General features: G+C 58.4%; 23 protein-coding genes, 1 tRNA gene and 2 pseudogenes. 10 read left to right on the top strand and 16 right to left on the bottom strand.

The window, feature by feature from the left end:
- Positions 1 to 2 precede the first annotated feature (2 nt).
- Positions 3 to 275, top strand: coding sequence for a cell division protein CrgA (gene crgA, locus ABRP95_RS10325; protein ID WP_284770848.1), 273 nt, complete (start codon positions 3 to 5; stop codon positions 273 to 275).
- 67 nt (positions 276 to 342) lie between these two features.
- Here the strand turns inward: crgA and nagE are convergent, their stop codons facing one another.
- From nagE to ABRP95_RS10310, 3 genes are read right to left on the bottom strand one after another with little or no spacing between them, the layout of a single operon-like run.
- On the bottom strand, positions 343 to 2430 hold the full coding sequence (gene nagE, locus ABRP95_RS10320; RefSeq protein WP_284854137.1) for an N-acetylglucosamine-specific PTS transporter subunit IIBC: 2088 nt from the start codon (positions 2428 to 2430) through the stop codon (positions 343 to 345).
- Positions 2431 to 2486: 56 nt separating this feature from the next.
- Complete coding sequence (gene nagB / locus ABRP95_RS10315; protein WP_284854118.1) at positions 2487 to 3251, bottom strand: glucosamine-6-phosphate deaminase; 765 nt, start codon at positions 3249 to 3251, stop codon at positions 2487 to 2489.
- Between the two features lie 10 nt (positions 3252 to 3261).
- On the bottom strand, positions 3262 to 4437 hold the full coding sequence (locus ABRP95_RS10310) for an N-acetylglucosamine-6-phosphate deacetylase (protein WP_296089894.1): 1176 nt from the start codon (positions 4435 to 4437) through the stop codon (positions 3262 to 3264).
- A 312-nt stretch (positions 4438 to 4749) separates the two neighbouring features.
- Between ABRP95_RS10310 and ABRP95_RS10305 the strand changes: the two genes are divergently transcribed.
- Together ABRP95_RS10305 and ABRP95_RS10300 are read left to right on the top strand one after the other, a co-directional pair.
- A complete protein-coding gene (locus ABRP95_RS10305; RefSeq protein ID WP_296089896.1) occupies positions 4750 to 5058 on the top strand; it encodes a hypothetical protein in 309 nt (102 codons plus the stop codon).
- A gap of 348 nt (positions 5059 to 5406) precedes the next feature.
- Positions 5407 to 6009 (top strand): hypothetical protein, encoded by a 603-nt coding sequence (locus ABRP95_RS10300; protein WP_349838620.1) that lies wholly within the window; start codon positions 5407 to 5409, stop codon positions 6007 to 6009.
- Here ABRP95_RS10300 and ABRP95_RS10295 read toward each other — a convergent pair.
- The 3 genes from ABRP95_RS10295 to ABRP95_RS10285 form a co-directional block, all read right to left on the bottom strand.
- Positions 5999 to 7414, bottom strand: a complete 1416-nt coding sequence (locus ABRP95_RS10295; RefSeq protein WP_349839397.1) for a phytoene desaturase family protein — start codon at positions 7412 to 7414, stop codon at positions 5999 to 6001. The two genes, ABRP95_RS10300 and ABRP95_RS10295, sit on opposite strands and share 11 nt — an antisense overlap.
- A gap of 306 nt (positions 7415 to 7720) precedes the next feature.
- Positions 7721 to 8368: a rhomboid family intramembrane serine protease gene (locus ABRP95_RS10290; protein WP_349839395.1), complete on the bottom strand. Its 648-nt coding sequence runs from the start codon at positions 8366 to 8368 to the stop codon at positions 7721 to 7723.
- 99 nt (positions 8369 to 8467) lie between these two features.
- Entirely contained in the window at positions 8468 to 8998 is a 531-nt protein-coding gene (locus ABRP95_RS10285) for a peptidylprolyl isomerase (protein WP_349839394.1), read from the bottom strand.
- A gap of 70 nt (positions 8999 to 9068) precedes the next feature.
- Here ABRP95_RS10285 and ABRP95_RS10280 point away from each other — a divergent pair, with 70 nt between their 5' ends.
- Both ABRP95_RS10280 and ABRP95_RS10275 read left to right on the top strand, forming a co-directional pair.
- On the top strand, positions 9069 to 9410 hold the full coding sequence (locus ABRP95_RS10280; RefSeq protein WP_349839392.1) for an HAD family hydrolase: 342 nt from the start codon (positions 9069 to 9071) through the stop codon (positions 9408 to 9410).
- 21 nt (positions 9411 to 9431) lie between these two features.
- A pseudogene (locus ABRP95_RS10275) lies at positions 9432 to 9755 on the top strand (HAD family hydrolase); the annotation flags it as partial.
- Here ABRP95_RS10275 and ABRP95_RS10270 read toward each other — a convergent pair.
- The 3 genes from ABRP95_RS10270 to ABRP95_RS10260 all read right to left on the bottom strand — a co-directional run bounded on the left by ABRP95_RS10270 (position 9715) and on the right by ABRP95_RS10260 (position 14662).
- A complete protein-coding gene (locus tag ABRP95_RS10270; RefSeq protein WP_284783572.1) occupies positions 9715 to 11352 on the bottom strand; it encodes a dihydroxyacetone kinase family protein in 1638 nt (545 codons plus the stop codon). The pseudogene ABRP95_RS10275 and the gene ABRP95_RS10270 sit on opposite strands and share 41 nt — an antisense overlap.
- A 120-nt stretch (positions 11353 to 11472) precedes the next feature.
- Positions 11473 to 13743 (bottom strand): 5-methyltetrahydropteroyltriglutamate--homocysteine S-methyltransferase, encoded by a 2271-nt coding sequence (metE, locus tag ABRP95_RS10265; protein WP_284770839.1) that lies wholly within the window; start codon positions 13741 to 13743, stop codon positions 11473 to 11475.
- A complete protein-coding gene (locus ABRP95_RS10260) occupies positions 13730 to 14662 on the bottom strand; it encodes a methylenetetrahydrofolate reductase (RefSeq protein ID WP_023028040.1) in 933 nt (310 codons plus the stop codon). The genes metE and ABRP95_RS10260 overlap by 14 nt, the downstream gene beginning before the upstream one ends.
- Before the next feature lie 284 nt (positions 14663 to 14946).
- On the opposite strand from ABRP95_RS10260, the gene ABRP95_RS10255 reads away from it, so the two are divergent.
- The 3 genes from ABRP95_RS10255 to ABRP95_RS10245 all read left to right on the top strand — a co-directional run bounded on the left by ABRP95_RS10255 (position 14947) and on the right by ABRP95_RS10245 (position 16519).
- Positions 14947 to 15687, top strand: a complete 741-nt coding sequence (locus tag ABRP95_RS10255) for a hypothetical protein (protein WP_284770838.1) — start codon at positions 14947 to 14949, stop codon at positions 15685 to 15687.
- Between the two features lie 119 nt (positions 15688 to 15806).
- Positions 15807 to 16010, top strand: a complete 204-nt coding sequence (locus ABRP95_RS10250) for a hypothetical protein (protein ID WP_005276046.1) — start codon at positions 15807 to 15809, stop codon at positions 16008 to 16010.
- A gap of 35 nt (positions 16011 to 16045) precedes the next feature.
- Positions 16046 to 16519, top strand: coding sequence for a GNAT family N-acetyltransferase (locus tag ABRP95_RS10245; RefSeq protein ID WP_005276043.1), 474 nt, complete (start codon positions 16046 to 16048; stop codon positions 16517 to 16519).
- 53 nt (positions 16520 to 16572) lie between these two features.
- Here ABRP95_RS10245 and ABRP95_RS10240 read toward each other — a convergent pair.
- A tRNA-Ala gene (locus ABRP95_RS10240) sits at positions 16573 to 16645 on the bottom strand.
- A gap of 168 nt (positions 16646 to 16813) precedes the next feature.
- Between ABRP95_RS10240 and ABRP95_RS10235 the strand changes: the two genes are divergently transcribed.
- Both ABRP95_RS10235 and ABRP95_RS10230 read left to right on the top strand, forming a co-directional pair.
- Complete coding sequence (locus tag ABRP95_RS10235; protein ID WP_284770837.1) at positions 16814 to 17716, top strand: polysaccharide deacetylase family protein; 903 nt, start codon at positions 16814 to 16816, stop codon at positions 17714 to 17716.
- Positions 17716 to 18264 carry a DNA-3-methyladenine glycosylase gene (locus ABRP95_RS10230; protein ID WP_284770836.1) on the top strand — a complete coding sequence of 183 codons (549 nt, stop codon included), beginning with the start codon at positions 17716 to 17718 and terminating at the stop codon, positions 18262 to 18264. The genes ABRP95_RS10235 and ABRP95_RS10230 overlap by 1 nt, the downstream gene beginning before the upstream one ends.
- On the opposite strand, the gene ABRP95_RS10225 is transcribed toward ABRP95_RS10230, so the two are convergent.
- The 6 genes and pseudogenes from ABRP95_RS10225 to ABRP95_RS10200 all read right to left on the bottom strand — a co-directional run.
- Positions 18265 to 18750 (bottom strand): MarR family winged helix-turn-helix transcriptional regulator, encoded by a 486-nt coding sequence (locus ABRP95_RS10225; protein WP_005276035.1) that lies wholly within the window; start codon positions 18748 to 18750, stop codon positions 18265 to 18267.
- 90 nt (positions 18751 to 18840) lie between these two features.
- Positions 18841 to 20994 carry a heavy metal translocating P-type ATPase gene (locus ABRP95_RS10220; RefSeq protein WP_284783566.1) on the bottom strand — a complete coding sequence of 718 codons (2154 nt, stop codon included), beginning with the start codon at positions 20992 to 20994 and terminating at the stop codon, positions 18841 to 18843.
- A 1206-nt stretch (positions 20995 to 22200) separates the two neighbouring features.
- Positions 22201 to 23013 carry a trypsin-like serine protease gene (locus ABRP95_RS10215; RefSeq protein ID WP_284770834.1) on the bottom strand — a complete coding sequence of 271 codons (813 nt, stop codon included), beginning with the start codon at positions 23011 to 23013 and terminating at the stop codon, positions 22201 to 22203.
- Positions 23010 to 23192, bottom strand: coding sequence for a hypothetical protein (locus ABRP95_RS10210; RefSeq protein WP_284770833.1), 183 nt, complete (start codon positions 23190 to 23192; stop codon positions 23010 to 23012). The genes ABRP95_RS10215 and ABRP95_RS10210 overlap by 4 nt, the downstream gene beginning before the upstream one ends.
- Positions 23193 to 23206: 14 nt before the next feature.
- Positions 23207 to 23983 carry a hypothetical protein gene (locus tag ABRP95_RS10205; RefSeq protein ID WP_284770832.1) on the bottom strand — a complete coding sequence of 259 codons (777 nt, stop codon included), beginning with the start codon at positions 23981 to 23983 and terminating at the stop codon, positions 23207 to 23209.
- Positions 23984 to 24184: 201 nt separating this feature from the next.
- Positions 24185 to 24337, bottom strand: a pseudogene (locus ABRP95_RS10200) (IS256 family transposase); the annotation flags it as partial.

Below are 24337 nucleotides of genomic sequence, written 5' to 3'. Positions count from 1 at the left end.
TTATGCCAAAGTCAAAGATCACCCAGAGCTCTGCCACCCAGGTATCGAGCTCTGCCGGGGCGAACCGCACCCCAGTCAAAATCAACTCTGAAGGCACCCCGAAGTGGTACGTGGCCATCATGCTTGGCCTGATGATCCTCGGCCTGCTGTGGCTCGTGGTCAATTACCTCGCCGGTGAATCCATCCCCTTCATGGCGGAGCTCGGCGGTTGGAACTACGGGATTGGCTTCGGCCTCGCCCTTGTTGGTTTGCTCATGACCATGGGCTGGCGCTAGACCGCCGCCAAAAAGAAACCCTCGCCGCCACCGCAAGGTGACCGCGAGGGTTTCTCGTGCTTAGACCTTAATGTTCAGCCGGCCGCACGCGGGCGACGGCAACGCTCTGGTCAGCGCGGCCCTCGTGCTCGATATCTACTCCAGCGATCTGCTTTGCCGTGGGGCAGACCACCGGGGTAATCAGATTGATGCCGCGTTCGCGCAGCTTCTCTGATTCCACCGCGATGATGGGGGTCCCGGCGCGGACAACATCGCCCTTGGCCGCGAGCTTGGTAAAGCCCTCTCCCTTCAGTTCCACGGTATCGATACCGATGTGAATGAGCAGGTCGAGGCCTTCTTCGGTCCGCATGCCGAAGGCGTGGCCGGTCTTAAAGACCATGGTGATGGTGCCATCTACTGGGGCACAGACATCGAAGGCATCGATCACGGTAGGAATAACGGCAAAGCCTTCGCCCACCATGCCTTGGGCAAAGGACTCATCGGGAACCTCAGAAAGCGGCACGACGGTTCCTTCGAACGGGGCGTGGAGCTGAATATCGGTGCCGATCTTCTCTACAGGGCGAGCGTCTTCACTAGGCTTCGCGGTGGCCGTAGCTACCGATGCGGAGCCGGTGCGCAGCTGGTGGTTGACCTCATCAAACATGAACTGCACGGAGGGTCCCACGATGACCTGCACGTTCTTTTCGGAAGGGTGGATGACGCCGGAGATGCCGGCGCGCTTGATAGTGGGGTCATCGACAAGCGCGCGATCCTTCACGCCCACGCGCAGGCGGGTGGTGCAGTAATCCAGGGAATCGATATTGTCCTTGCCGCCGAGGCCTTCGATGATGCGGGCGGCGGACGCGGCGGTCTTATCATCGCCCGTGGCGGCTTCGTCATCTTCTGCGGCACCCTCGTCATCGCCGCGGCCTGGGGTCTTCAGGTTAAACCAGCCGATGAGGTAGTAGAAGACGACGAAGTAAAGGGCGAAGAAAATAGCGCCCATGATAAGCAGCATGTACCACTTATTGGCCAACGGGTTTTGCGAGGACAGCAGCATGTCCACGAAACCTGCGGAGAAGCCGAAGCCCGCGGTCCATTCCATCGTGGCGGCAATAAAGACGGAGAGACCGGTCAGTAGCGCGTGCACCACGTAGAGCAGCGGGGCGACGAACATGAAGGAGAACTCCAGTGGCTCGGTCACGCCGGTGAAGAAGGAGGCCAGGGCGCCGGCTGCCATGAGGGAGCCGATGACCTTGCGGCGGCCCTTATCCGCGCGCAGGTACATGGCCAGGGCGGCGCCTGGCAGGCCGAACATCATGACTGGGAAGAATCCGGCCTGGTAGCGTCCAACGACGCCGTCCACGGTGCACTGTCCGTTCTCCCAGATACCGGGGCACTCTGCGGCGGAGGTGGCCGCGGCGGCCGCATCGATGGTGGACTGGCCGGATTGGAAGTTACCGATGTCGTTGATGCCGATGACATCAAACCAGAAGACGGAGTTCAGCGCGTGGTGCAGGCCCGTCGGGATGAGCAGGCGGTTGGCCACACCGTAGATGCCCGCACCCGCGGCGCCAAGGCCCTGGATGGAGGTACCAAAGTTGAAGAGCGCGTGGTAGATGAAGGGCCATACAAAGTAGAGGATGGCGGAGACCACGATGGCAAAAAGCGCGGTGAGGATGGGAACGAGGCGGCGGCCGGAGAAGAAGGCCAGGAAGTCCGGCAGTTTGGTGCCGTGAAAACGGTTATAGACCATCGCGGCCATGATGCCGGCGAGGATGCCGAAAAGGACGTTGCCGTCACCGACGGCATTCCAGCCCTCGGCGGCCCATTCCACGGCGTCATCGCCAGTAAGCGCTTCGGGATCTTCGATGCCGCGGTAACCAGCGACGGCATCGGGGCCCAACAGCTTCATGAAGGTGGCATAGGCGAGGAAGCCGGACAAAGCGGAGGCACCGTTGGAGTCCTTGGCCAGGCCAAAGGCGATGGCGACGGCGAAGATCCAGCCCAGGTTATCCAGCACGGCACCGCCGGAGCTGATGAGTAGCTGCGCGACCACGTTATCTTGGCCGGCCACGCTGGCTATCCAGTAGCCAACGCCGCCGAGGATCGCCGCGACAGGCAGCACTGCCACGGCGCCCATCAGCGCCTTTCCGAGCCGCTGCAGCGGCCCCATAATATTGACTTTCACGGGAGGAATCCTTTCAAAGGTGTAAAGAAGTAAAGAGGGATTTAGTGCGGACGGTGCTCATCCACGAAGCGGTAGTACTCGAGATCCTCCAGTTGGGAGGCCGCATCTTCATCGAGAATCACCGTGGCCCGCGGGTGCAGCTGGAGGACTGAGGCCGGACAGTGCGCGGATAACGGACCCTCCACCATGTTGCGGACCGCGGTGGACTTTTCGGTCCCGGTGGCCAGCAGCAATAGGTGGCGGGCCTCGCTGATGGTGCCGAGCCCTTGGGTCAGCGCGTAGCGAGGGACGCTGTCCGTGTTCTCGAAAAAGCGGGCATTATCCTGCACCGTCCGCGGATGCAGCGTTTCCAGGCGGGTACGCGATTGCAAGGAGCTGGAGGGCTCATTAAAGCCAATGTGCCCATTGCCACCGATGCCTAGCAGCTGTATGTCGATGCCGCCGGCATGGCGAATGGCCTGGTCATAAGCTGCTGCCGCGCGATCCGGATTCGCGGCATCGCCCTCCGGGCTCTGTACCAACTCGTCAATGAAATCGACGTGGGAAGTAAATACGCGGCGGATGGTGGAGTAATACGACTGCTCATGGAAGCGATCCAGCCCCACGTATTCATCCAGGAGGAAGGCGCGGCTGCGAGCGAAACTCACCTCCCCGCGCTCGCAGCGGGAGGTGAGTTCTTGATACAGCGCTACCGGGGTAGAACCCGTGGCCAGGCCCAAGGTGGCACCGGCGTTGGCATAGCGGACGAAGATATCGGCGGCGGCGGTAGCCACCTCTGCTGGTGTGGAACGGATGAGGATGTCCATGCAGTATTTCCTAACGTGAATCAGTATCTGTCGCGGCGGTGATGTCAATGCCATCAGCGATGACGCGCATGGGCTCGAATTGCGCATTCAGGCCCACGAGGTTGGCGCGCTTGCCGGGAGCCAAACGCCCTATGTCCTTATCCCCCAGTACGTCCGCGGCCGTGGTGGAGGTAAACCGAACCGCCTCCTCTGCGCCGTGGCGCGCGGCAAAACGCGCGAACTGCTGTGACAACGTGGAAGTTCCACCGGCGATGGCGCCGCTGCCCACCCGCGCCACGCCGCCGGTCACGGTGACGGGCAGGGATCCCAGCACATAGGAGCCATCGGCCATGCCGGCAGCGGCCATTGCATCGGTGACCGCAAAGGAGCGGCGGTTATAGGCCATATCCACGGTGCCATCGGCAAGATGCACGCCATCGGCAATAAGCTCTACCCCCGCATCGCCGGCCTTCGAGCCGGTGAGCAGGGCGGCCACCGTGCCAGGGTTGCGGTGGTGGATGGGCGGCATGGCATTAAAAAGGTGGGTCCCGGTCACGGTAACGCCCAAGTCTTGTGCCTGCCCCATGACCCGCAGCGTGGTCTCGTAATCTGCCTCGGTATGGCCCAAGCTGGCGATGATATCGTGCTCGGCGCAGACCTCGAGGAGCTCCACCGCAGCTTGTGTTTCTGGGGCGAAGGTAATAGAGCGCAGGTGGCCGCGAGCGGCATCGATCACCGCGCGGAAAAAGTCTGGGTCTCCCGGCACGATGCGCGATGGATCCTGCGCGCCACATTTGGCCGCGGCGATGAACGGGCCTTCCATATGGATGCCGGCGATATCCCCCTCATCTGCCAGCGTGGCAAGCAACTCCGCCCGCGCGCACAGCTCCGCTTGCGTTCCAGAAACCATGCTGGCTAGCAGCGTGGTGGTGCCGTGGGCGCGATGAAATCGCGCGGCGGCGCGGCACTGGTCATAATCACCATTGGGAAAGCTTCCCCCATTGCCGCCGTGATTGTGCAAGTCCACAAAACCTGGGACCCACAGCAAAACGTTTGGGTCACCGGATTGCCAGGCCGCGTGCGCTGCGGGGACATCACCAAACGAGATGTCTTCAATGCGCCCGCCAAAGTTCAGCGCACCAGCACGCAGTTCGACATCTTCATCGATGTACAGGCCTTCTACGCGGCCCTTCCTCTGTGTCTGCATATTTCGTTCACTTTTCTGTTGTGTGGGCAGGCACCGTCCCATAAACGCGCCGATATCCCAGCGCAGCACTATGTTATAACCTATCGGTACCATACCCCAGTGTCAATGATGTCACGTTCACTTTTTTATGTGAGATTTTCCAGGACTATCGACTGTGATGCTCAACTTCGTTTAGGCATAGACCCGCACCAGCCACTGGACTACATTGATCTTTAGGAAGTATCGCTTGCCGATGCCACCTCTACCCTCGGCTTCTCTCTAGCAAGCGCGCTACCTACGCCAACCACCGCGTCACGTCAGGAGAACGTAAATATGGATTTAAAACCAGAAACTATTGTTTTTAATATTTTAAGCGATATTGCGGAAGTAAATGATTGGGCCAGCATTGCTGATGCCACCGGCGCTAATGACATAAACTCTTTCTACGCCACCCCTGACGAGGTTTTCACCATCCTCACTGCTGTTAAAAATAGTCCCGATTTAGCCCTCGGAACTGTCACAAATGAGTTCAAGGATTTCCCTGATAGCTGGTCGCCGCGTGAAATAACAGACCGGATCTTTGCCTCGTCAGATCCCATCTTCTCCATGATGGATATCTTTATGCGCCCGACCAAAGAATGACCTACGGAAGAATAGAGATGAAACTGACCACTTATCTCCTTTAAGTCACGTACCCCTTAGCACTGTGGTTGTTACTTCATGACTAGCCGTACGTGTGCATTTTGAGACATATCCACGCTCATTGCCTTGATAATCAGCCTGCTTAACTGGGTCCTCCGGTCTTGTCATTAAGCAGCTACCCTGCAAAAGCGCAGGGATAAATTCGGTGCGATCTACTGTCTAGATGACCACTAAGAGTGCTCTTCCGCGATATCGCGCATGCAATTATTATTGAAGTTATAAACGTTTCATCTCTTTCACCATTCCTCGCCTCGGACATAGCGGGATCCTCATTTCAAGGAGCACACCATGACCAGTCGTTCGCCCGCACCGTCGCGGCACCGGTCCCAGTACGTTCTCATGGCCGGCTTAGCCGTCTCGGTGGCCTATGCCGCCGTCCATATCGCGTTTTCTGATCCCGCCCTGATCGAAGGCACCGCTCCCGCGCGCCTCTCCTTGCGCAATTACCTTGGCCCGGTACTGGGTTCTGGCATGGTGTGGGCGCTATTTGCCTACCTCATGGGCAAGGCGTGCGCCCACCGGTGGACCACGGCCTTTTTCGCAGGAGCCGGCATACTCCTGCTCATGTTGGCGGTGCACTACGGGTTGCTTTCCGCCTTTGGTATCTACGACTGGCAGACGGCGTTTTTAGCTAATGGCGCGTGGTTCCTCTTTGCCCTTATCGCCGGGCCACTTTTCGGCGTGGCGGGGGCCTTTTCCCACAGGTTGGGCTGGCTAGATTACGTTGCCGTGCTCGGTTTCGTACTGGAGCCATTAGTCACCGGCCTCATTCCCGGCAATGGTATCGAGCCGCAGACCACGACCACCCCCGGATATCTTGCCGCGGTGACGCTATGGACGATCGGTGCGGTATTCCTCTACTGCGAACGCCGGGCTCCCATTAAGGCGTAGCCGCACTTTCAGCGGCCCACCATCCGGGCATGCCATGGACGCCGGCCCCAGGTGCGGTGGACCCCGATGCCATGAATATTCCCGGCGCGAGCCAGTGTGGGTGCGCGGAAAGGCGCGGGCGCAGCACGGTCTGCAGGCCGGTCATGGCGCCACCGGCGATATCGCCACCCACGAGGTTGGGGTTCCAGCGCTCCAGGTCAGCCGGGCTCGTCGCGCGGGTGGCCAGGATGGTATCGCGAAAACCGGGTGCGAAGCGCTCGATCTGCCGCGCGATGAGTCCGGCCACCTCCCCCGGATAACGCTCCTCATAGCCGTGCGGCACGTGCGCGTAGGTCCACAGCACCAGCCCGCGCGACGGGTCGGCCACGTACTGTTGACACACCATGACCAGGGGGCTTTCGGGCATGCGGCGCTTGCCGATGTCCCTTTCCGCCCCACCAATCTCCTCCACGCTGCCGCCCACGTGGACGGTGCCCGCTTGGCCCACGCGGGGATCGGCCCACGGCACGGGCTGGCTTAAGTGAAAGTCCACCTTGTAGACCGCGCTGCCATAGCGACACCGCCGCAGGGATCGCTGGGTCCGGGCAGGAAGGTCGAGCCCGCCCAGCCCGAGAACCTGACGCGGGGTGAGGTTGAGGATAAGGGCATCGGCGCGGGGCAGGCTGCGCACATCGGTGATATCGGCGCCGGTGTGGATGCGGGCGTTGTGGGAATGGAGGAGGGAAACGAGGGCATCGGCAAGCGCCTGCGTGCCGCCTTCTACCACCGGCCAGCCGCGGGTCATGCCGAGCGCGCCAAAGAGCAGGCCGAATGCGGAGGTAAAAGCCCTGGTAGGCGAGGTAATGGCGTGTACCGCGCTACCGGCGAATAAGGCGCGGGCCTGCGGGGAAGAAAACGCCGCCCGCGCGAGCGCGCTCGCCGGAAGTACGCCCGGCGCGCCGAATTGCGCCAGGCGGACCAGGTGCTCGGGCCAGCGCACCAGCGGGGTGAGCGCGTTATTCACATGCTCGTCGATATTGCGCACCACGTGGCCGTGCAGGCGGGTCCACGCCCGAGCATCGGTGCCGAGCCCCGCAGCGGTTTCCTCGAGGGAATTGTGAAGAATGCCCGCCGGCGCGCCCTCCAGTGGGTGGGCCATGGGATAGCGCGCATGGCGCCAGCGCAGGCCGTGGGATTCCAAATCCAGCGCGCGGAAGGCCGGGCTCGCGATGCCGAAGGGGTGACCAGCCGCGCCGAGATCGACGATGGTGCCCGGGAAGATCTCCGGCGACGATGCCGCCGCCCCACCGGGATGGGTGGCGCGCTCATACACATCCACGCGCCAGCCGGCCGTGGCGAGGCGGGCCGCGGCGGTAAGCCCATTGGGCCCTGCGCCGACGATCACAGCGTGCGGTTGTTTATCCACAGTCCTCCTTGTGCAGGTCAGTGGCCCCAATCTACCTATTCGCCCACACGATGGGTACAAAGTTATCCACAGGCTGTGGAAGAAACCTGTGGAATATTTATTTCACAGACTTATCCCCACCCTGTGGATAAGTGTTTTCACGGGCTTCCACAGGTGATTTTTCGGCCGTCGATACCGCTATAACCTGTGTGATCAGGGAAAACTCCGGAAAAGCGTTCGGTAAATTACAAGAATGTGGTTATCCACAATGTGGATAACTATTGTGGATTTCTTTCGCACACCCATTCCGGTGATCAAATTCCACAGTTATCCCCAAACCCCAGCTCGCAGGGCCAATAACACAATGATAACCGCAGCGGTGAGAGCGACACCCGCCCAGCGCACGGAATTGTTTCGATGGAAGAGGAACAAGCTCAAGATGATGCCGGTGCACAAGCCACCAAGGTGGCCCCACAGGGAGACCCCCTCTGCGACGAAGGTATAGCCCACATTGACCAATAAGAGGACGATGGGCGCGCGCAGATCCATCCCGCGTTGCCGAAAGGCGCCCACCAGCATGCCCATCAGCGCAAAGATCGCCCCAGAGGCCCCTACCGTGGGAGTGCCAAAATCGAACCACAGCACCATGGCGGAAGCGCCCAAACAAGAAACCAGGTACGCGGCGATATATAACCCGGTATCGAGGGCGCGCTCTACCTCCCTACCGATGAGCAGGAGCACCACCATGTTGACCGCGAGGTGCCCGCCGTCCAAGTGCATGAATTCCGAGGACAGCGCCGTAAGCGGCGCATCGGCGTACTGCGGTCCCCACAGGGCCCAGTCTTGGCTCAGCGTGGAGAGAAAGAAGGTCTCGCCCAATGTGCGAGCTTGTACCGCGGTAATTGACCACGCGATGATGCAGATCGCGGCAATGGTTGAGGTAACGGGAGCGGTTCGCAAATAATTTTTCACCATGGTGTGAAAGCTGACCCTTTGTTGGCAATCGGATAAAAACTAAACGAACCCGGCACCACAGGAAAGAGTGTGGTGCCGGGCGCGGAGCGAGGAAAACGCTTAGGCGATATCGATGGACTCGATGACAACGTCCTCGTGCGGACGGTCCATGCGGTCGGTGTCGACCTTGCCAATCTTGGAAACGACTTCCTGCGAAGCCGAGTCCGTAACCTCACCGAAGATGGTGTGGTGGTTGTTCAGGTGCGGGGTCGGCGCCACGGTGATGAAGAACTGGGAGCCGTTGGTGCCTGGGCCGGCATTCGCCATGGCCAGCAGGAATGGGCGGTCGAACTGCAGCTCTGGGTGGAACTCGTCCTGGAACTGGTAGCCCGGGCCACCGCGGCCGGTGCCGGTGGGGTCGCCGCCCTGAATCATGAAGTTATCGATGATGCGGTGGAAGATGGCGCCATCGTAGAACGGGCCGGACTGCTCGCCCTTTGCGTTCTGGGTGGAGTAGTCCTTTTCACCCTTGGCCAAACCGATGAAGTTTTCAACGGTTACCGGTGCGTGGTTACCGAAGAGATCGATAACAATATCGCCGTAGTTGGTATGCATCGTTGCAGTTGCGGTCTTCTGAGTCATGCCAGCCATTGTAAAGAATTTACTTCCTCTCCGCTGTGCAAGACATAACGCTCTCAGCGATCGCGCTATCGTTATCCTTATGACTCGCGCGTTGCTCTTCGACCTCGATGACACCCTGATGGATCACACCGCCGCAGCGCGGGCCGGCGTGGATGAATGGTGCCGGCAGCGCGGACTAAATACTGGGCAGCACCAGCGTTTTGCCGCCATTGAACGCAAGTGGTTTACCGCCTATGAGCGCGGCGAGGTCTCCCACCAAGGCCAGCGCATTGCCCGTTGCCGCGAATTTTTGGGCGAGGACATGGACGATGCCGCAGCCCTTGCCGCCTACGACGGCTACTTGGCCGCCTACGACGGCTACTTGGCCGCCTACCAGAGCCAGTGGCGCGCCTTTGCCGATGCCCGGCCCACCCTCGAGTGAGCGCTCGCATCCGGCTTCCGGGTAGGCATCCTCACCAATGGCCAGCGCGAGATGCAGCAGGCAAAACTGGAGGCGGGAGGCCTCGCGCTTGCCGATGTCCCCCTCATCCCCACCGTCGAACTCGGCTACCCCAAACCGCAGCGCCAGGCCTACCTAGCCGCCTGCGAACGGCTCGATGTCACGCCCGCGGAAACGCTCATGGTGGGCGATTCACTGGAAAATGACGTACTCGGTGCGCGCAGGGCAGGCCTGCGCGCTATGCACCTCGACAGGTCCGCAAAGGGAGAGGGCGATGTGTCTTGCCTTAGTCAGCTGACAAGGCTTGTCCCCCAAATAGCCAGCTAACCACGAGAGCACCGGGATCAATGACTCCCTTGCTGCGATCGCCCAGATAGGACGCGCGCCCCTTCTTGGCGGCGATCTTTCCGGTTTCTTCCACACCCTCCCGCGCCGCCTCGTACAGGGCCTGGAGCGTTTGCTCGTCTGGGCGCTCGGCGCCGATTTCTTGCGCCTTTTCTGCGGCCGGAATGAGCGCATCGAGCATGGTGCAATCCCCACGCTGCGCGCCGCCCAGTTCTTGAATAAACTCCGACGCGCTGCGCAAACCTTCCGCTAAGGTCTCCGCGCGGGCCATGTCGTTGAAGAAGCTGCCGAAAACCGCGCCCGAGGTTCCGCCCGCCAGGACAAGGAAGCGCTTGGCCAGTCCGGTGAAAATCTCATCATCCGAGCCGCGCAGCGGCAGTTCAATGCTTTCAAGCGCCGCCTCCATATTGGTACCGAAGTCCCCATCGCCGGCCTTGCGGTCAAGCTCGGTCAACTCCTCGATGGAGGATTGCACGCGGCCGACGAAGTCACTCAACCACTGGTTTTCTGCGCCTTCGCTGGGCAATTCATCCTCAAAGGTAATCCGCGCCGATTCCACCTGCTTGGCACTGCCCAAGGTATGCGGCCAGGCGGGGGCTGAAGTTGGGGCATCGATAAGCTCGAGCAGCTCATCGTCCGCCTTGAGCAGCGTGATGGATACGCCGTGCATATTGACCGCGGTGACGTAGTTGCCCACCATGGAGCGCACTACCGTAATTCCCTTCTCCGCTAGCTGCGCGGAAGCCTCGCCGAAGACCAGGCTCAGCTCCAAAGGCGTGGTGCCTCCCAAACCATTGACTAGGCACACCACCTCATCGCCGCTGTTGATATCAAGGGCAGCACCCAGCTTTTCCAGTACGGTGGCGACGATGGCATGGGCATTATCAACCTTTTCCGTGTGCGTGCCCGGCTCGCCGTGGATGCCCACACCGACTTCCATGTGCCCGTCGTCCAAATCAAAGGTATCGCGCCCAGTGGTGGGCAAAAAGCCGGATCCCAGTGCCACGGACATGCTGCGGGACTTATCCGCGGTCCTCTCCGCTAGCTCCGTTACTTGGTCCAGGTCATCGCCGCGATACGCCGCGGCACCGGCAACCTTTTCCACCAAGATCGTGGCGCCGGTACCGCGCCGGCCGGGACCCTCGCCGGTGCCTTCGGTAGCAATATCATCGGCGACTAAGACTGAACGCGTATCTACGGCCTCTGCCGCGTTGCGGGCCACGGTGAAATTCATGACATCGCCGGTGTAGTTCTTCACAATGTGCAGCACTCCCCTGCCCTGGTCGGCCCACTGCGTGGCTTCGCTGACCTGGACCGCGTTCGGGGAGGTAAAGAGCAGGCCCGGGCAGGCTGCGGCGAGCATGCCTTGCCCAATGAAGCCGGCGTGCATGGGCTCGTGGCCGGATCCGCCACCGGAGATGACCGCAACCGCCGGTTTATCATCGGCCGTGCGCAGCGGGGTGGTGCGCCCAATGAAGCCCGCATCGTGCCAGGTGGCATCGGGATGCTGGGCAATGAAACCGGCCAGGGAATCAGACAGGAAGGATTCTTGGCTATTGCGAAATGCTGAGTGCTTCATGGCGCCCACGGTAATCCGGTTCCGGCCATAGCGTCGCGGGTGGGTACAAGATCACGAAAACGCTATGCAGACCGGCTGCATAGCGTTTTCTTTAAGAACCTAGAATTTCTCAGGTTCTATTTAGAGGGCGTTGCGCACCACATCGCGGGCTTCCACCATGTTGCGCAGGGAGGTTTCGGTCTCCTCGTAACCACGGGTCTTCAGACCGCAGTCCGGGTTAACCCACAGGCGATCCAGCGGAACGTTCTTGAGTGCGGCGCGGATAAGCTCTGCCATTTCCTCCACGGAAGGCACGCGTGGGGAGTGGATATCGTAGATGCCAGGTCCAATCTCAGAGTGGAAGGTCTCATCGATATCCTCCAGCAGCTCCATGCGGGAGCGTGCTGCCTCAATGGAGGTGACGTCTGCATCCAGGCCGGCGACGGCGTCGATGATCTGGCCGAACTCCGAGTAGCACAGGTGGGTGTGGATTTGGGTGGTGGGCTTGGCTTCGAGGGCTACCAGGCGGAAGGAACGCACTGCCCAGTCGAGGTAGGCCTTGCGGTCCTGCTCGCGCAGGGGCAGCAGCTCGCGCAGGGCCGGCTCGTCGATCTGGATGATGTCGATGCCGGCTTCCTCCAGGTCGCGGACCTCGTCTGCCAAAGCCACGCCCAGCTGGTCCGCGGATACGGACTGGTGCACGTCATCGCGGACGAAGGACCACGCCAGGATGGTGACCGGGCCGGTCAGCATGCCCTTGACGTGCTTTTCCGAAAGCGACTGTGCAAACTTCGACCACTCAGTGGTCATGGCAGCCGGGCGGGAGATGTCACCCACAACGATTGGCGGACGGGTGCAGCGGGAACCGTAGGACTGTACCCAGCCGTTTTCGGTGGTGACGAAGCCATCGAGCAGCTCCGCGAAGTACTGCACCATGTCATTGCGCTCTGGCTCGCCGTGGACCAGGACGTCCAGGCCGAGGCGCTCCTGCAGTTCGATGACGGACTTAACCTCGTCCTTGAGGGCGGAGTTGTAGTCAGCATCAGAAAGCTCGCCCTTGCGGTGCGCGGCACGCGCCTGGCGGATTTCCTTGGTCTGCGGGAAGGAACCGATGGTGGTGGTCGGCAGCTCGGACAGGCCGAGCTCCTTCTGTGCTTCCTTGCGCTCGTTGAAGGCCGGCTCGCGCTTGACCTCGCCTTCCGGCAGCTGGGAGATGCGCTCTTGCACGGCGGCGTTGTTGATGCGCTCGGACTCGGCGCGGGTACGAACAGCGCGGTCGCTGACGCTGTAAGCCTCTTCGGCTGCCTCTGGGCCTTGTACCAGGGCGACGACTTCCTTGACCTTTTCATTGGCGAAGGAGAACCATGGGGCGACATCGGCAGGCAGCTTGGATTCTGCCTCGACGGAGTGCGGCACGTGCTGCAAGGACACGGAGGTGGATACGGACAGCTCATCGATGCTGCCGGCCAGGTCCTCGTACTTGGAGCGCAGGTCGCGCAGGTTGGCGGCCCAGACATTGCGGCCATCGACAAGGCCGGCAACGACGTGGGTGTTCAGGCTCTTCACGCGCTCGAGGTAGCCCTCATCTAGGGCCAGGGTGCCGACAGAAAGGTCAACCTGAACGGCCTCTGGCTTGAGCTCTGCGATGACATCGAGGCCCTTGCGCGCAGAGCCGTACGGGGTGGTCAGGTAGACCTGTGGGCGCTCTTCTGCACCCAGGATGGCGGAGTAAGCCTGCTTGGTATATGCAGCCAAGTCCTCATCGCTAGCGTTGGTCAGGTCTGCAACGAGGGCAGGTTCTGCCAACTGGATCCACTCCACGCCGGCCTTGTGCAGCTCCGCCAGGACCTCTTGGTAGGCGGCAACGGCATCATCTAGGCGCTCAAGCGGGGCCTTGGCAGCACCCTCGGCCTGCTTGGACAGGGCCAACAGGGTGACCGGGCCAACGAGGTACGGGCGCACGGTGTGGCCTGCTTCGCGGGCTTCTTCTACCAGCTTGATAATGCGCTGTGGGTGTGCCTTAAAAGCGTGGTCATCAGCAATTTCCGGCACGATGTAGTGGTAGTTGGTGTCGAACCACTTGGTCATCTCCAGCGGCGCGGTGTCCTTATTACCGCGGGCCAGGGTGAACTCATCATCCAGGGTTTCACCGGCAACGGCACCGACGGTCAGTGCGGTTTCGAGAACCTGGTCGTAGTAAGCGACGTCTGCCGGGATGGCGTAGTCCTCGGTCAGACCGAGGTCGCGCAGGCGGTTGTAGGTATCCAGGCGCAGCGAGTGTGCGGCGGACTCGAAGGTCTCCGCATCGATGCGGCCCGCCCAGTAGGACTCGAGCGCGCGCTTCAACTCGCGGTTGGCGCCAATACGGGGATAGCCCTCAATTGTCGCCTTGGGGAAATTAGCGTTGGTCATTGTCTACTCCGATTCGGGTTAGTAGGTCGTGAGTATTGTCGGGGTTGTTGTGGGTATATATATGGAGCCCGCTCGCCCCACCAGCCACGATGTCGCGGGCTAGTTCGGCGGTCAGTTCCATGCCGGTTTCGTATTCTTCTTCTGGGGTTGTCGCTGCCGCGAGCGCCGACCGCACCCTTTCGGGCACGGCGAGCCCGGACAGCTCTCCCATTCGCTCCACCCGGCGCAGGCTGGTCATGGGCATGATTCCCGGAATAAGGGGAATATGCACCCCGGCCAGTTGGGCCTTTTTGGTAAAGCGCAGGTAATCCTGGGCATCGAAGAATAGCTGGGTAATGGCGAAGTCCGCGCCGAGGCGTTGCTTTTTGAGCAAGACGTCAAAATCTTCATCTTCGTTTTTAGATTCAACGTGCCCGCTGGGATAGCACGCGACTCCGACGGCCAGGCGGCCAGCGGCGAACCGCGCGGCTTGTTGCCTTTCCAATTGCCGGATGAGGCTTATCAATTCATCGGCATGCTGCGGATAGTACTCCGGCAAGCCTTCCTCTGGCAGGTCCCCGCGCAGGGCCAGCAGGCCACGGACACCGGCATCGACCAAGCGGTTGGTCCAACCGATTAGTTCCGTGCGCGAACCAGCCGTACAGGCCAAGTGCGCAAGCGGGCGCATCGAGGTGGTGCGCGAAATCCGCTCGATAAAGGCCGTCGTCCCTTCGAGCCAACCGGACCGTTTGGAACTTGTCACCGCAATATAATCCGGGTGGTAGCTTTCCAAGGTTTCCAGCAAACGGTCGATTTTGGCTTCATCGGCGTCATGGCGCGGTGGAATTACCTCGAAAGATAGGGCCAAACGCTCCGGCACCATCAGTTCTTCTTCACTCATGGAATCCAATGGTGCTGACGCCGAAAATCGCGGGCTCATAGTCACCTCCTTTTCCCGATCTCAATTGCTGTCTGGAGGAAAACGTACCAAGCTGTTCAGTTTGCGGGGTAGCGCGACGCTAATGGTATTACCTTTGCAGGCCCATAAACAGCGCGGTTAGCCAAAATCGACGTGAATATTAATCCTCCATTCTGAACCAAGCGGTCTATTTTATGGGTGCTTCCACCCCTGAATCCCCCGCCAAAACAGTGGTGGGGTGTCAGGCTGACCACTATGCTGGATGGAAAAGACAAATAAATCTCATCTAAGGAGCACCTGCACCAATGAACCCCACCGTAGTGAAAATGGCGTTCAAGACCGGTTCCAATATGTGGAAGCAATTGCGCGATTACCGGCAAGAAAAGTCCCGCGAAACTTATACCGCCCTCGAAGAGGCTGCCCAACAGATGCAAAAGGAAGACAATAGCGCCTTCGATGAGGCCCGCAAGCAGGCAGGCGCCGTTACCCAGGCCGCGCACTCCCGCCTCGAGCGCGCACTAGAGGACTTCAATAACTACCGCGAAGACGCCGTCGAGCGTTTCGATGAGGCCAAAAAGGAAGCCACCAAGAAGGCAAAAAAGGCCCGCAAGCAGGCCAAGAAGAAGGCCACCAAGGCTGCAAAGAAGCAGACCAAGAAGAACAAGACGTCTTCCAAGTTCTGGACTGTTGCCGGAATCATTGCCCTGCTCGCCGCGGCAACCGGTGCGATTTACGCTTGGCTGCGCTCCAATGACAAGCCTTCTCAGACCCCACCGCGCGTAGATGACTACCGCGGTAACACCCAAAACACAGCCCCAGAATCTACCTTGGTCTACACCTCCACTAGCGAAGCTAAGCCCGAAAACGATTCGGACCTCGCTGAAGAGGGTGCCGTGCGCGATGAAGAGCTCTTGGGTTCCATCGATGAACAGCTGGCCAAGCACCGCGAGGAAGAAGAGGCCGCCGCAGAGGAGGCAGACACCAGCCGCATCACGGATGACCACCAAAGTGAGGGCAAGCACCGCCTGCAATCTGACGAGCAGTAGTTCCTCTCGCACCCCCGCCGTGGGGGTGCACTAGGCGTTGCCTAGATCTCATTGCTTTGCCTATTCAAAAATCTCCTGCTTGAATTCACCCATTAAGGCTTTCTACAAGGAGATAAACAATGAGCTTTGAGTCTCTCACCGTCAAGCTCAAAGACGGTTCAACGTACTATTTCCCCGCAGGCCCAGTAACCGATGATCCCTCCCCGCGCGTGGATAACCTCCGCTTTGCCATAGATAACGGCGCTACCTTCCGCTCCGTTGACGAATCCGGTGAAATGCGCGAGTTCAACGGCGCGGACGTGCATAACTATCACTTGGCTTAACTAGCCCGGCGGATTCTTCATATATCCTGGGGATTATGGAAATTCGCGCGACACAAGAATCCGATCGCACTTATATAGCTCGCCTCAACTTCCTGACCGATACCTTCGGTGATGAACGAGGCGAGCTTTCTTCCGGTTTTGCCGATGATTTTTCCTTTTACGTGGAAAATTGGGAGCCCAACCAGGGAGGTTTCATCGCTTGGGAGGACCTCGTGCCCGCCGGCGGGGTGTGGCTCAATTGGGGTACCGAGGACAATCACGGTTACGGGTTCGTGGAACCGGCCATCCCAGAATTTGCCATCGCGGTAGAAAGCCGCTTTGCGGGCCAGGGCATTGCCACCGCGCTTATCGATGCCGCCATTTCCCTCGCCCAGACCCTCAAAGCGCCCGGTATTTCCCTGGCCGTCCACCCCGATAATCCGCGTGCGCAGGGGCTTTATGAACGCTTGGGCTTCGAGCATGTAGGTGTGTACGCCGAGCATTACATCATGGTCAAGCGCTTTTTATAACCCTATACATGACCAAAGTCCGGATTCTTTAACCAGAATCCGGACTTTTCCTGTGGAGCATAGGAGAATCGAACTCCTGACCTTCTGCTTGCAAAGCAGATGCTCTACCAATTGAGCTAATGCCCCAGTGGCTTGTACTCTACTACTGCAGCCGCTCATTCCAAAAATGCCGAAGACACCGCGGCACACTGATTTACTTCTATCACATTTATCACACGCGTTTAATCCATAATTACCTTCGCAGTGGAGTAGGCTGGCTAATCGTGCCCATCTGTCCTCGTTCCTAGGAAAAGTATGCGTCGTCTTCTTACCTCCGCACTCACCGTGCTCGCTACTGCCGCCCTTCCCGCCTGCGCCAATGCGCAATTCCTCGAAGGCACCCCGAAAGTAGCTGGGTCCTCAGAACCAAATATCCAATCCGCGGTTTCTGAGATTCAGACCGATATTCAAAGTCGCATCGACAGCACCCGCGCGCAGGCACAGGATCTTGTTTCCTCGGTAGCGCCACAAGACGAGCCGCAGAATGAGGCTGCACCCGCACCGGATCCCCAAGCTGGGGCCGCACCGCAACCAGCCCCGCAGCCACAGGGCAACGGCGTCGATTGCCCGAATTGCGTGGCCCTTACCTTTGACGATGGCCCAAGTCCTTATACCAACCAGCTCCTGGATACCTTTAAGGCAAAAAACGCTCACGCCAGCTTCATGGTGCTAGCGGATCACGCCTACCAATACCCCGAGGCGCTCCAGCGCATGCAGGCAGAAGGTCACACCATTGGCAATCACACCAAGACCCATCGCCAGCTCAACCAGTTAGCTTACGGCGATATTGCCCAAGATATCGACGCCGGCAACGCGGCGATCCGCAATGCCACCGGGCAGGATCCAAAGTGGCTGCGCCCGCCCTACGGTGCCACCAATGAGACGGTTGACCAGGTAGCCAGGGATAAGGGCTTGTCGCAGGCCCTATGGAACGTAGATACCTTGGATTGGAAGATCCGCGACTCGCAGCACGTCTGCAATGCCGCCGTCCAAGATGCTAACCCAGGCTCCATCGTCTTGATGCACGATATTCACCCGACCACCGTCAATGCGGCCGAGTGCGTTATCGACGGCCTGCGCGCCAAGGGCTTGGAACCGGTCAGCCTCGATGAACTGCTGCGTACCCCGGTAGACGGAAAACGCTACTACTCCCGTTAATGATTGACTTTTCCCACACTGCTGATGTCGTAGCCCCGCAACTCCTTGGCTGCGTCATCACGCACGCAGGGGTGAGCATTCGCCTTACGGAGGTCGAGGCCTATTTGGGCACGGACGATGCCGCCGCCCATACCTTTCGTGGGAAAACCCCGCGCAATGCCGCCATGTTCGGCCCACCCGGCCGGCTGTACGTGTATGCCTCTTACGGCATCCACCGCAATGTCAATATCGTGTGCGCGCCCGAAGGCGTGGGCCAAGGGTGCCTACTGCGCGGCGGTGAGGTGCTATCTGGGATCGATACCGCCTTTGCACGACGCGGCACCAGCGATTTTCATAACCTAGCCCGCGGCCCCGGGAACCTCGGAAAAGCTCTGGGAGCAACGCTGGAGGATAACCACCTGCCAGTGCAGCTTTCTGAGCGCGAGTCTGCACCGGAATGGGTGCGCGGCCCGCGAATTGGTATTTCCAAAAACCAGGAAGCGGCCCTGCGGTTTTGGATTCCCTTTGATAAGACCGTCTCCGTCCGCCGCGGCTATCCCAAAAAGTGATTAATAGCGGCCGCCATAGCGCTCATCGGCTTCGATGGCTTTGATGATACGCTCATTAATTTGGGTCATCTGATGAATCTGCGCGCGGGTCAGATTATCGATAACGGATCGGCGGGCCTGCTTGGCGTGGCCCGGGGCGGTTTCTACTACCTTGTCCCAGCCGCTATCGGTAAGGTGCGCCATCGTCGTCCGCCCATCATTGGGGCAAGGACGCCGCACGACCCAGCCCTGGCGCTCCAGGCGGGTGACAACTTGGCTCAGGCGGGACAGGGAGCCATTTGCGGTAATCGCAAGATCCCGCATGCGCATCTCATGGTTCTCGGCCTCTGATAGCCGTGAGAGCACCGTATATTCAAAGAAGCTTAGCTTGGCGTCATCGCGGAGCTGCGCGTCCAGAATATTGGTGAGCCGGACATTCACGCTCATCAGGGACATGAATGCTGCTAGTTCATCCTCTTCAAGCCAAAAGTCGTCCCGCTCGGTCATGAGGATTATTTTAGCAACTGGACTTCAATTCTAAAATAATCCCAAGTATCCGGAGCCCCGTACCACTTATTCGAGCTTGGTCTCCTCCACCTAGTGGCTGGTGGGTGCCAAGCGTGCTGGGTCCAGTTCAATTCGGCGTAATAACTGCGCGTTGAATGCCACCACGATGGTCGATAGCGACATCAATACCGCACCGGCCGCCGGGGAGAGCACGACACCGATGGGTGCGAGTACGCCTGCCGCCAAGGGCACGGCAATGATGTTGTAGCCAGATGCCCAAATTAGGTTTTGGATCATCTTGCGGTAGCTAGCGCGCGACAAGCTCATCATTGAAAGCACCGACCGCGGATCATCGCTGGCGAGCACCACCTCGGCGGATTCCATGGCGACATCGGTGCCGGCGCCAATGGCGATGCCGACTTCCGCGCGGGCCAAGGCTGGGGCGTCGTTGACGCCATCGCCAACCATGGCCACTGCCAGGCCGCGCTCTTGTAATTCGGTGACCTTGGAGTCCTTGTCCTGCGGCAGGACTTCGGCAAAAACCTCGTCAATACCCAGTTCTTCGCCAACGGCCTCGGCGACCTGCGTGGCATCGCCAGTAATCATCGCAACCTTGACGCCCTGCTCTTGGAGGGCCTGTACGGCCGCGCGGGATTCGGGACGAATCTTATCTTCAACCGCGAGAGCACCGATGATCTGACCATCGCGCACGACGTGCAGGACACCCGCGCCGCGTTGGGACCACTCCTCAACCTGCGCATCGAAAACCCCAGGGGTGGCAAGCTCTAGCTCGCGCAGCATATTCGGTCCACCGACGAGGACCTCTGCCCCATCGACGGTGGCCTGGATTCCACGACCGGCGGCAGCACTGAAATCGGAGCTGTGCAGCTGCTCCTGGGATGCTTCCGCGTGGTCTTCGGCTGCCTTGACGATGGCGCGGGCCAACGGGTGTTCACTATCGGCCTCGGCCGCGGCGGCCACTGCTAGCAGCTGCCCCTCGCTGATGCCCTCAACGGTTGCGACACCGGTGACCGCGTGCGCACCTTCGGTCAGGGTGCCGGTCTTATCGAAGAGGACGGCGTCGATAGTGCGCATGCGCTCCAACGCCATACGTTCCTTGATGAGTACTCCAGACTGTGCGGCCTGCTCGGTAGAGATCGCAATGACCAGTGGGATAGCCAAACCGAGGGCGTGGGGGCAAGCGATGACGAGCACGGTGACGGTGCGCACCACGGCGTCGCTTGGGCTACCGATAATGGACCAGACCACCGCGGTAATGAAGGCTGCGCTCAGCGCGAACCAGAAGAGCAACGCTGCGGCGCGATCGGCAAGGGCTTGGGCGCGGGAGGAAGATTCCTGCGCCTCGGCGACCATGCTTTGAATACCACCCAGGGCCGTATCCCCACCGATGGCCTCTACCTGGACGCGGACGGTGTTGTCTGTAGCTACCGTACCGGCGACCACGCGCTCACCTTTATCGCGGAAGACGGGCCGGGATTCACCGGTGATCATGGATTCATCGAACTCGGCTGAGCCTTCAACAATGGTGCCATCGGCAGGCGCCCGCGCCCCAGCGCGAACCAGTACTATGTCATCCACCGCCAGCTCAGAGACTGGCACGGTGTGGGTCTGCCCATCGATGATCTTCTCAGCCTCGTCAGGCAAAAGTTCTGCCAAGGCATCCAAAGCGGAGGAGGCCGCGCCGAGTGCACGCATCTCCAACCAGTGGCCCAGCAGCATAATGACGACCAAGAGGGCCAGCTCCCACCAGAAATCTAGGTCGAATCCTCCAATACCCAAGGTGGTGACCCATGAGGCAACGAACGCCACGGTAATGGCCATGGCGATAAGCAGCATCATCCCGGGCTGGCGGGATTTCAGTTCCGACCAGCCGCCTTGCAGGAACGGCGTGCCGCCATAAATGAAGATGATGGTGCCGAGCACCGGGGGAATCCAGGATGAACCAGTGAATTCGGGTACGCCGTAGCCGAGCAATTCTGCGACCATAGGGCTGAAGATGACGACCGGTACCGATAGCAGCAGCGACCACCAGAAGCGGCTGCGGAACATCGCCGCGTGCTCACCGTGTCCGTGTCCGTGGCCGTGCTCGTGACCGTGACCGTGACCGTGATGGTCACCGTGGGAGTGTTCTTCGTGACCGCCATGATCTGTGTGTTGCGTATGGTCCGCTTCCGCGGCCTGGTGAGCACCGGAATGCTCACCGTGTTGGTGAGAAGTACTCATGAAGTTCCTTTCTTCTCCTCCTTGCACCATGAGGAGGCCTAGCTTCGGTGGAACACAGTGATGGTTACTCTCTCCACCATATACCCCGGGGAGGTATATTTTACAAGAACGGAAGGAGCCATTTTCGCATGAGAGGTGAAGTGGAACTACCGAAAAGTCCTTTCAGCTTAAACGACAGAAAGTGTTGCTGAGGTTGTCTCGTGAAATGTCCTAGGTTTGCTCCGTTTGAGTAGATGAGAAAATCTAACGCGCTTCAGGTGGCGTCATAAGGGACTACGTGCCCACAGTCTTTATTGGGCAAAAGATCCCACGCCTAGCAGATTTCAATAAAGCAGCGGAACCCGCTTGGTTAACTTTTAACAGAGCTTTACAAGAATTTCGATAAAGGGAAATCCTTATTGCTCCAGATTCTTTCCTTGGCGCGCTCAATTAAATCTTTATAGTAACTCAAACCCTCCGACGGCCTGTGCCTTTGCACTTGCAATTTCCTCTTCGCCAACCCAAACAATTTTGCCTAGTTCGAAAAAGTCTGCTTTAAGTACCGGATAGTCCCCAGCAAATGTGTCGGAACAATTGAATCAGCGCCAATGTCACAAATAGAAGGCAACCATACATAACGATGGTGGCCGGACTCATATCCCAAAACAGTTATCCATTTTAGGGCCTTAACGCTGAGAGCGGGGGCGATCTCGAAATGAGAAGGGGTCGAGTCTGCTGGAATGGTGCATCTGTGCCTTCTGCATCTCTGAACCAGTGACAGTGCCAGGCTCGGTTTTTGGGTCCGGCTCGGAGAAGGTGTTGGTTCATTAGGAGGTTGCCTCGCCAAACACCTATAATCCCGAACCCACACACAAACCATTAGACACTCTCTTTTGGGTGTCCGCAGCGCACCTCCCCGGCACATAGTCGGACAGAAGGAAAGCAAAAAGCCACGACTCCCACACCCCCGTAGGTGGCTTTTCTTCAATGCTTCCAACAACGAGAAGTACTAGGGAAGTTCCTTTGTCACTGGAAGTCAAGAATTAAGAACCGTCAGCCTGCCGGAAATAAGCACAGCCGTGAAACTAAGTTCGCAAAAAGATGCAGATTGGGTTTAGGTGGAAAACTAGATCCATCTAAACCCAATCTGCATAAGTCCGAAACATGCGCTCTAACTATCTTGGCATCTTTCGCTCTTTTTGTCCCCAAAGGAGAATCCTCCCAAGATTAACGGTAACTTTCACTGCTATCCTGCGTCTCCTTCATAAGGGAATTAATCCAATCAGCATACGGGAAGATATCTGAGTGCCACATCTTCCCACCCCTACGGTCTTGGCAAGTGGGATTCGCTCCTCCTGCTGTATGAACAGCATAAATAGTGTTTCCGGAGTATACCGCGCCGCCGGAGTCTCCAGAGCACGACCAAGCGTCGGTAGTAGCAACACTCTGGAGAATGTTGGAAAAGCTGCCTGCTTCAAATGAGTACTTATCATAGTACGCAACTACACGAACCTCAGCTGTGGAGGGGAAATCATGGTATCCCCCATACCCTATCAAGCTCGCTTCATCATTAAAGGTTAAGGACTTTGTGGGTAGCTCAAATGAATCAGCAGTAATTCCGTCAGAAACTTTAATCAATGCAACATCTTCTGTTTCTCCCTTAGTATACACGTCTTCCACCTTCGCACTTTGACCGTCATATTGCCTAATGAATCCCGAAGCATTCTGACCATTGAGTCCTTGGACACAGTGACGTGCGGTTATCCAAAAACCATTTCTCAGGTGGTTGACCGTGCATCGCTTTTTCATTGCTTCCTCCGATTCTTTTATCCAAAGTTGTCCAACCCTGTCGTCTTGTTGCACAACTTTGCTCGAAGATTTTAGAGAAATCATTTCAGCAGGAAGTCCCTCTCGACCGCTATCCATCAACAGAGTACTTTCAAACTTCATCCCTATAAAAAGGGAGCCAAATACCAAAAGAACAGGTAGCAGCGGTGAGTGGAACGCTAGTTGCATTATGTGGCGCAGAGAGCCAGTCATTTCCTGCCAGACCGCTCAGCACTCATGGCTCTCGCCAACATCAAAAAGCCGACGGACAGCAAAGAAAAAAATGCTATGGCGCCAATCTCTAAGGAACTAGGATCGTCAAAGCATCTTGGCAGCAGGACAACGACCAGCGCCGCAGAAAAAGCACCGAAGAAAAGAATTGCAGCTTTCATTCCGCCCCCCTCAACTAAAGTTTAAAACATTCGACGACACCGGCGATATCGCCGGTGCCGAGGGTGGCAATCCCTCCAACGCAGGCTGCACATACCGCCGCGCCGATAGGCTCTACGCCACAGGCCGTTGCACAAGTCGAACCGATCAGTCCAGCAACCACTCCATTAACACCAAGAATGGCACCAATGCATGCGGTCTTCTCTCCCCAGCCCTGTAGCTCAGGGGCGTCAGGATCGGCCATTGGGACATTTTGATTAGCCTGGAGGGTGGCTCCGTCAACATAGTCAATGTCAAGGCCTTCGTCTTTAACAAGCTGATCATCCTTGAACACCTGGACGTTAAACTTGTTGTGAGAACCTTTTGTATAAAGCGTCTCCGATTGGCCAATTGGAGAGGAGTGATCTTCCGTCTTGTAGGCGACGGTTATGTTACTGAGGTAATTATATTCTCCCTCGTTCGAATAAGGCACAGTAACGAGATCAAAGCTTTCTCCGTCATCACTCTTTACCGTCGTAACCTTTGTATTGTCGAGATCAAGGCGATCGACGCCACCATGAGCATGGATTTTTCCCTTGCTGACATTTCCCTTAGCTTCTTTTAGAAGTTCTGCTTTGTCTGGAGACTGGGTTGTATCCTTCGTGTTGGATGGGCCATTCGACGCTGCACAAGTACTGTTTGAAGCATTAGGTTCCTTATGTGGCATATCGACAGCGGCAGCAGTAGAAGCTGAACCGATTAAAATGGTGCCGACTGCAAAGAAAGACATAATCTTGGAAGCAGATTTCAACATGATACCTTCTCCTGGCTCGTTGACGTGAAGTGACTATTGGAAATCGCCGGAAGGTACCCGTTTTAGATCATAAATCTGCAGAATTGTCAGAAATAGAAAACTGTCAGAAATAGAAAGGGCAATTTCAATAACTTTCCGACGTTAACATGCAAAATATATAATATGATAGGAGCGTGTCAAGTTGTGTGTGTGGGGTTAGGTTTATAGGTATTTGTCGAAGCGGTCGGGAAAGGCCACGGCCATTTGGTTGATGGCTTGTTTCCAGCCGGATACTCGTGCTCCTTCCACGAGCCTGCTGGCTGTAGCTGAGGCCCGTTTGCCTTGTTTCGCCCTCTTTGCGGCTCGTTTGTCTTC

Source organism: Corynebacterium sp. KPL2895, from assembly GCF_040225815.1.
Taxonomy (GTDB): Bacteria; Actinomycetota; Actinomycetes; order Mycobacteriales; family Mycobacteriaceae; genus Corynebacterium; species Corynebacterium rhinophilum.
The sequence above is the reverse complement of the archived record's forward strand: the minus strand, read 5'-3'. Positions and strand labels throughout refer to the sequence as shown.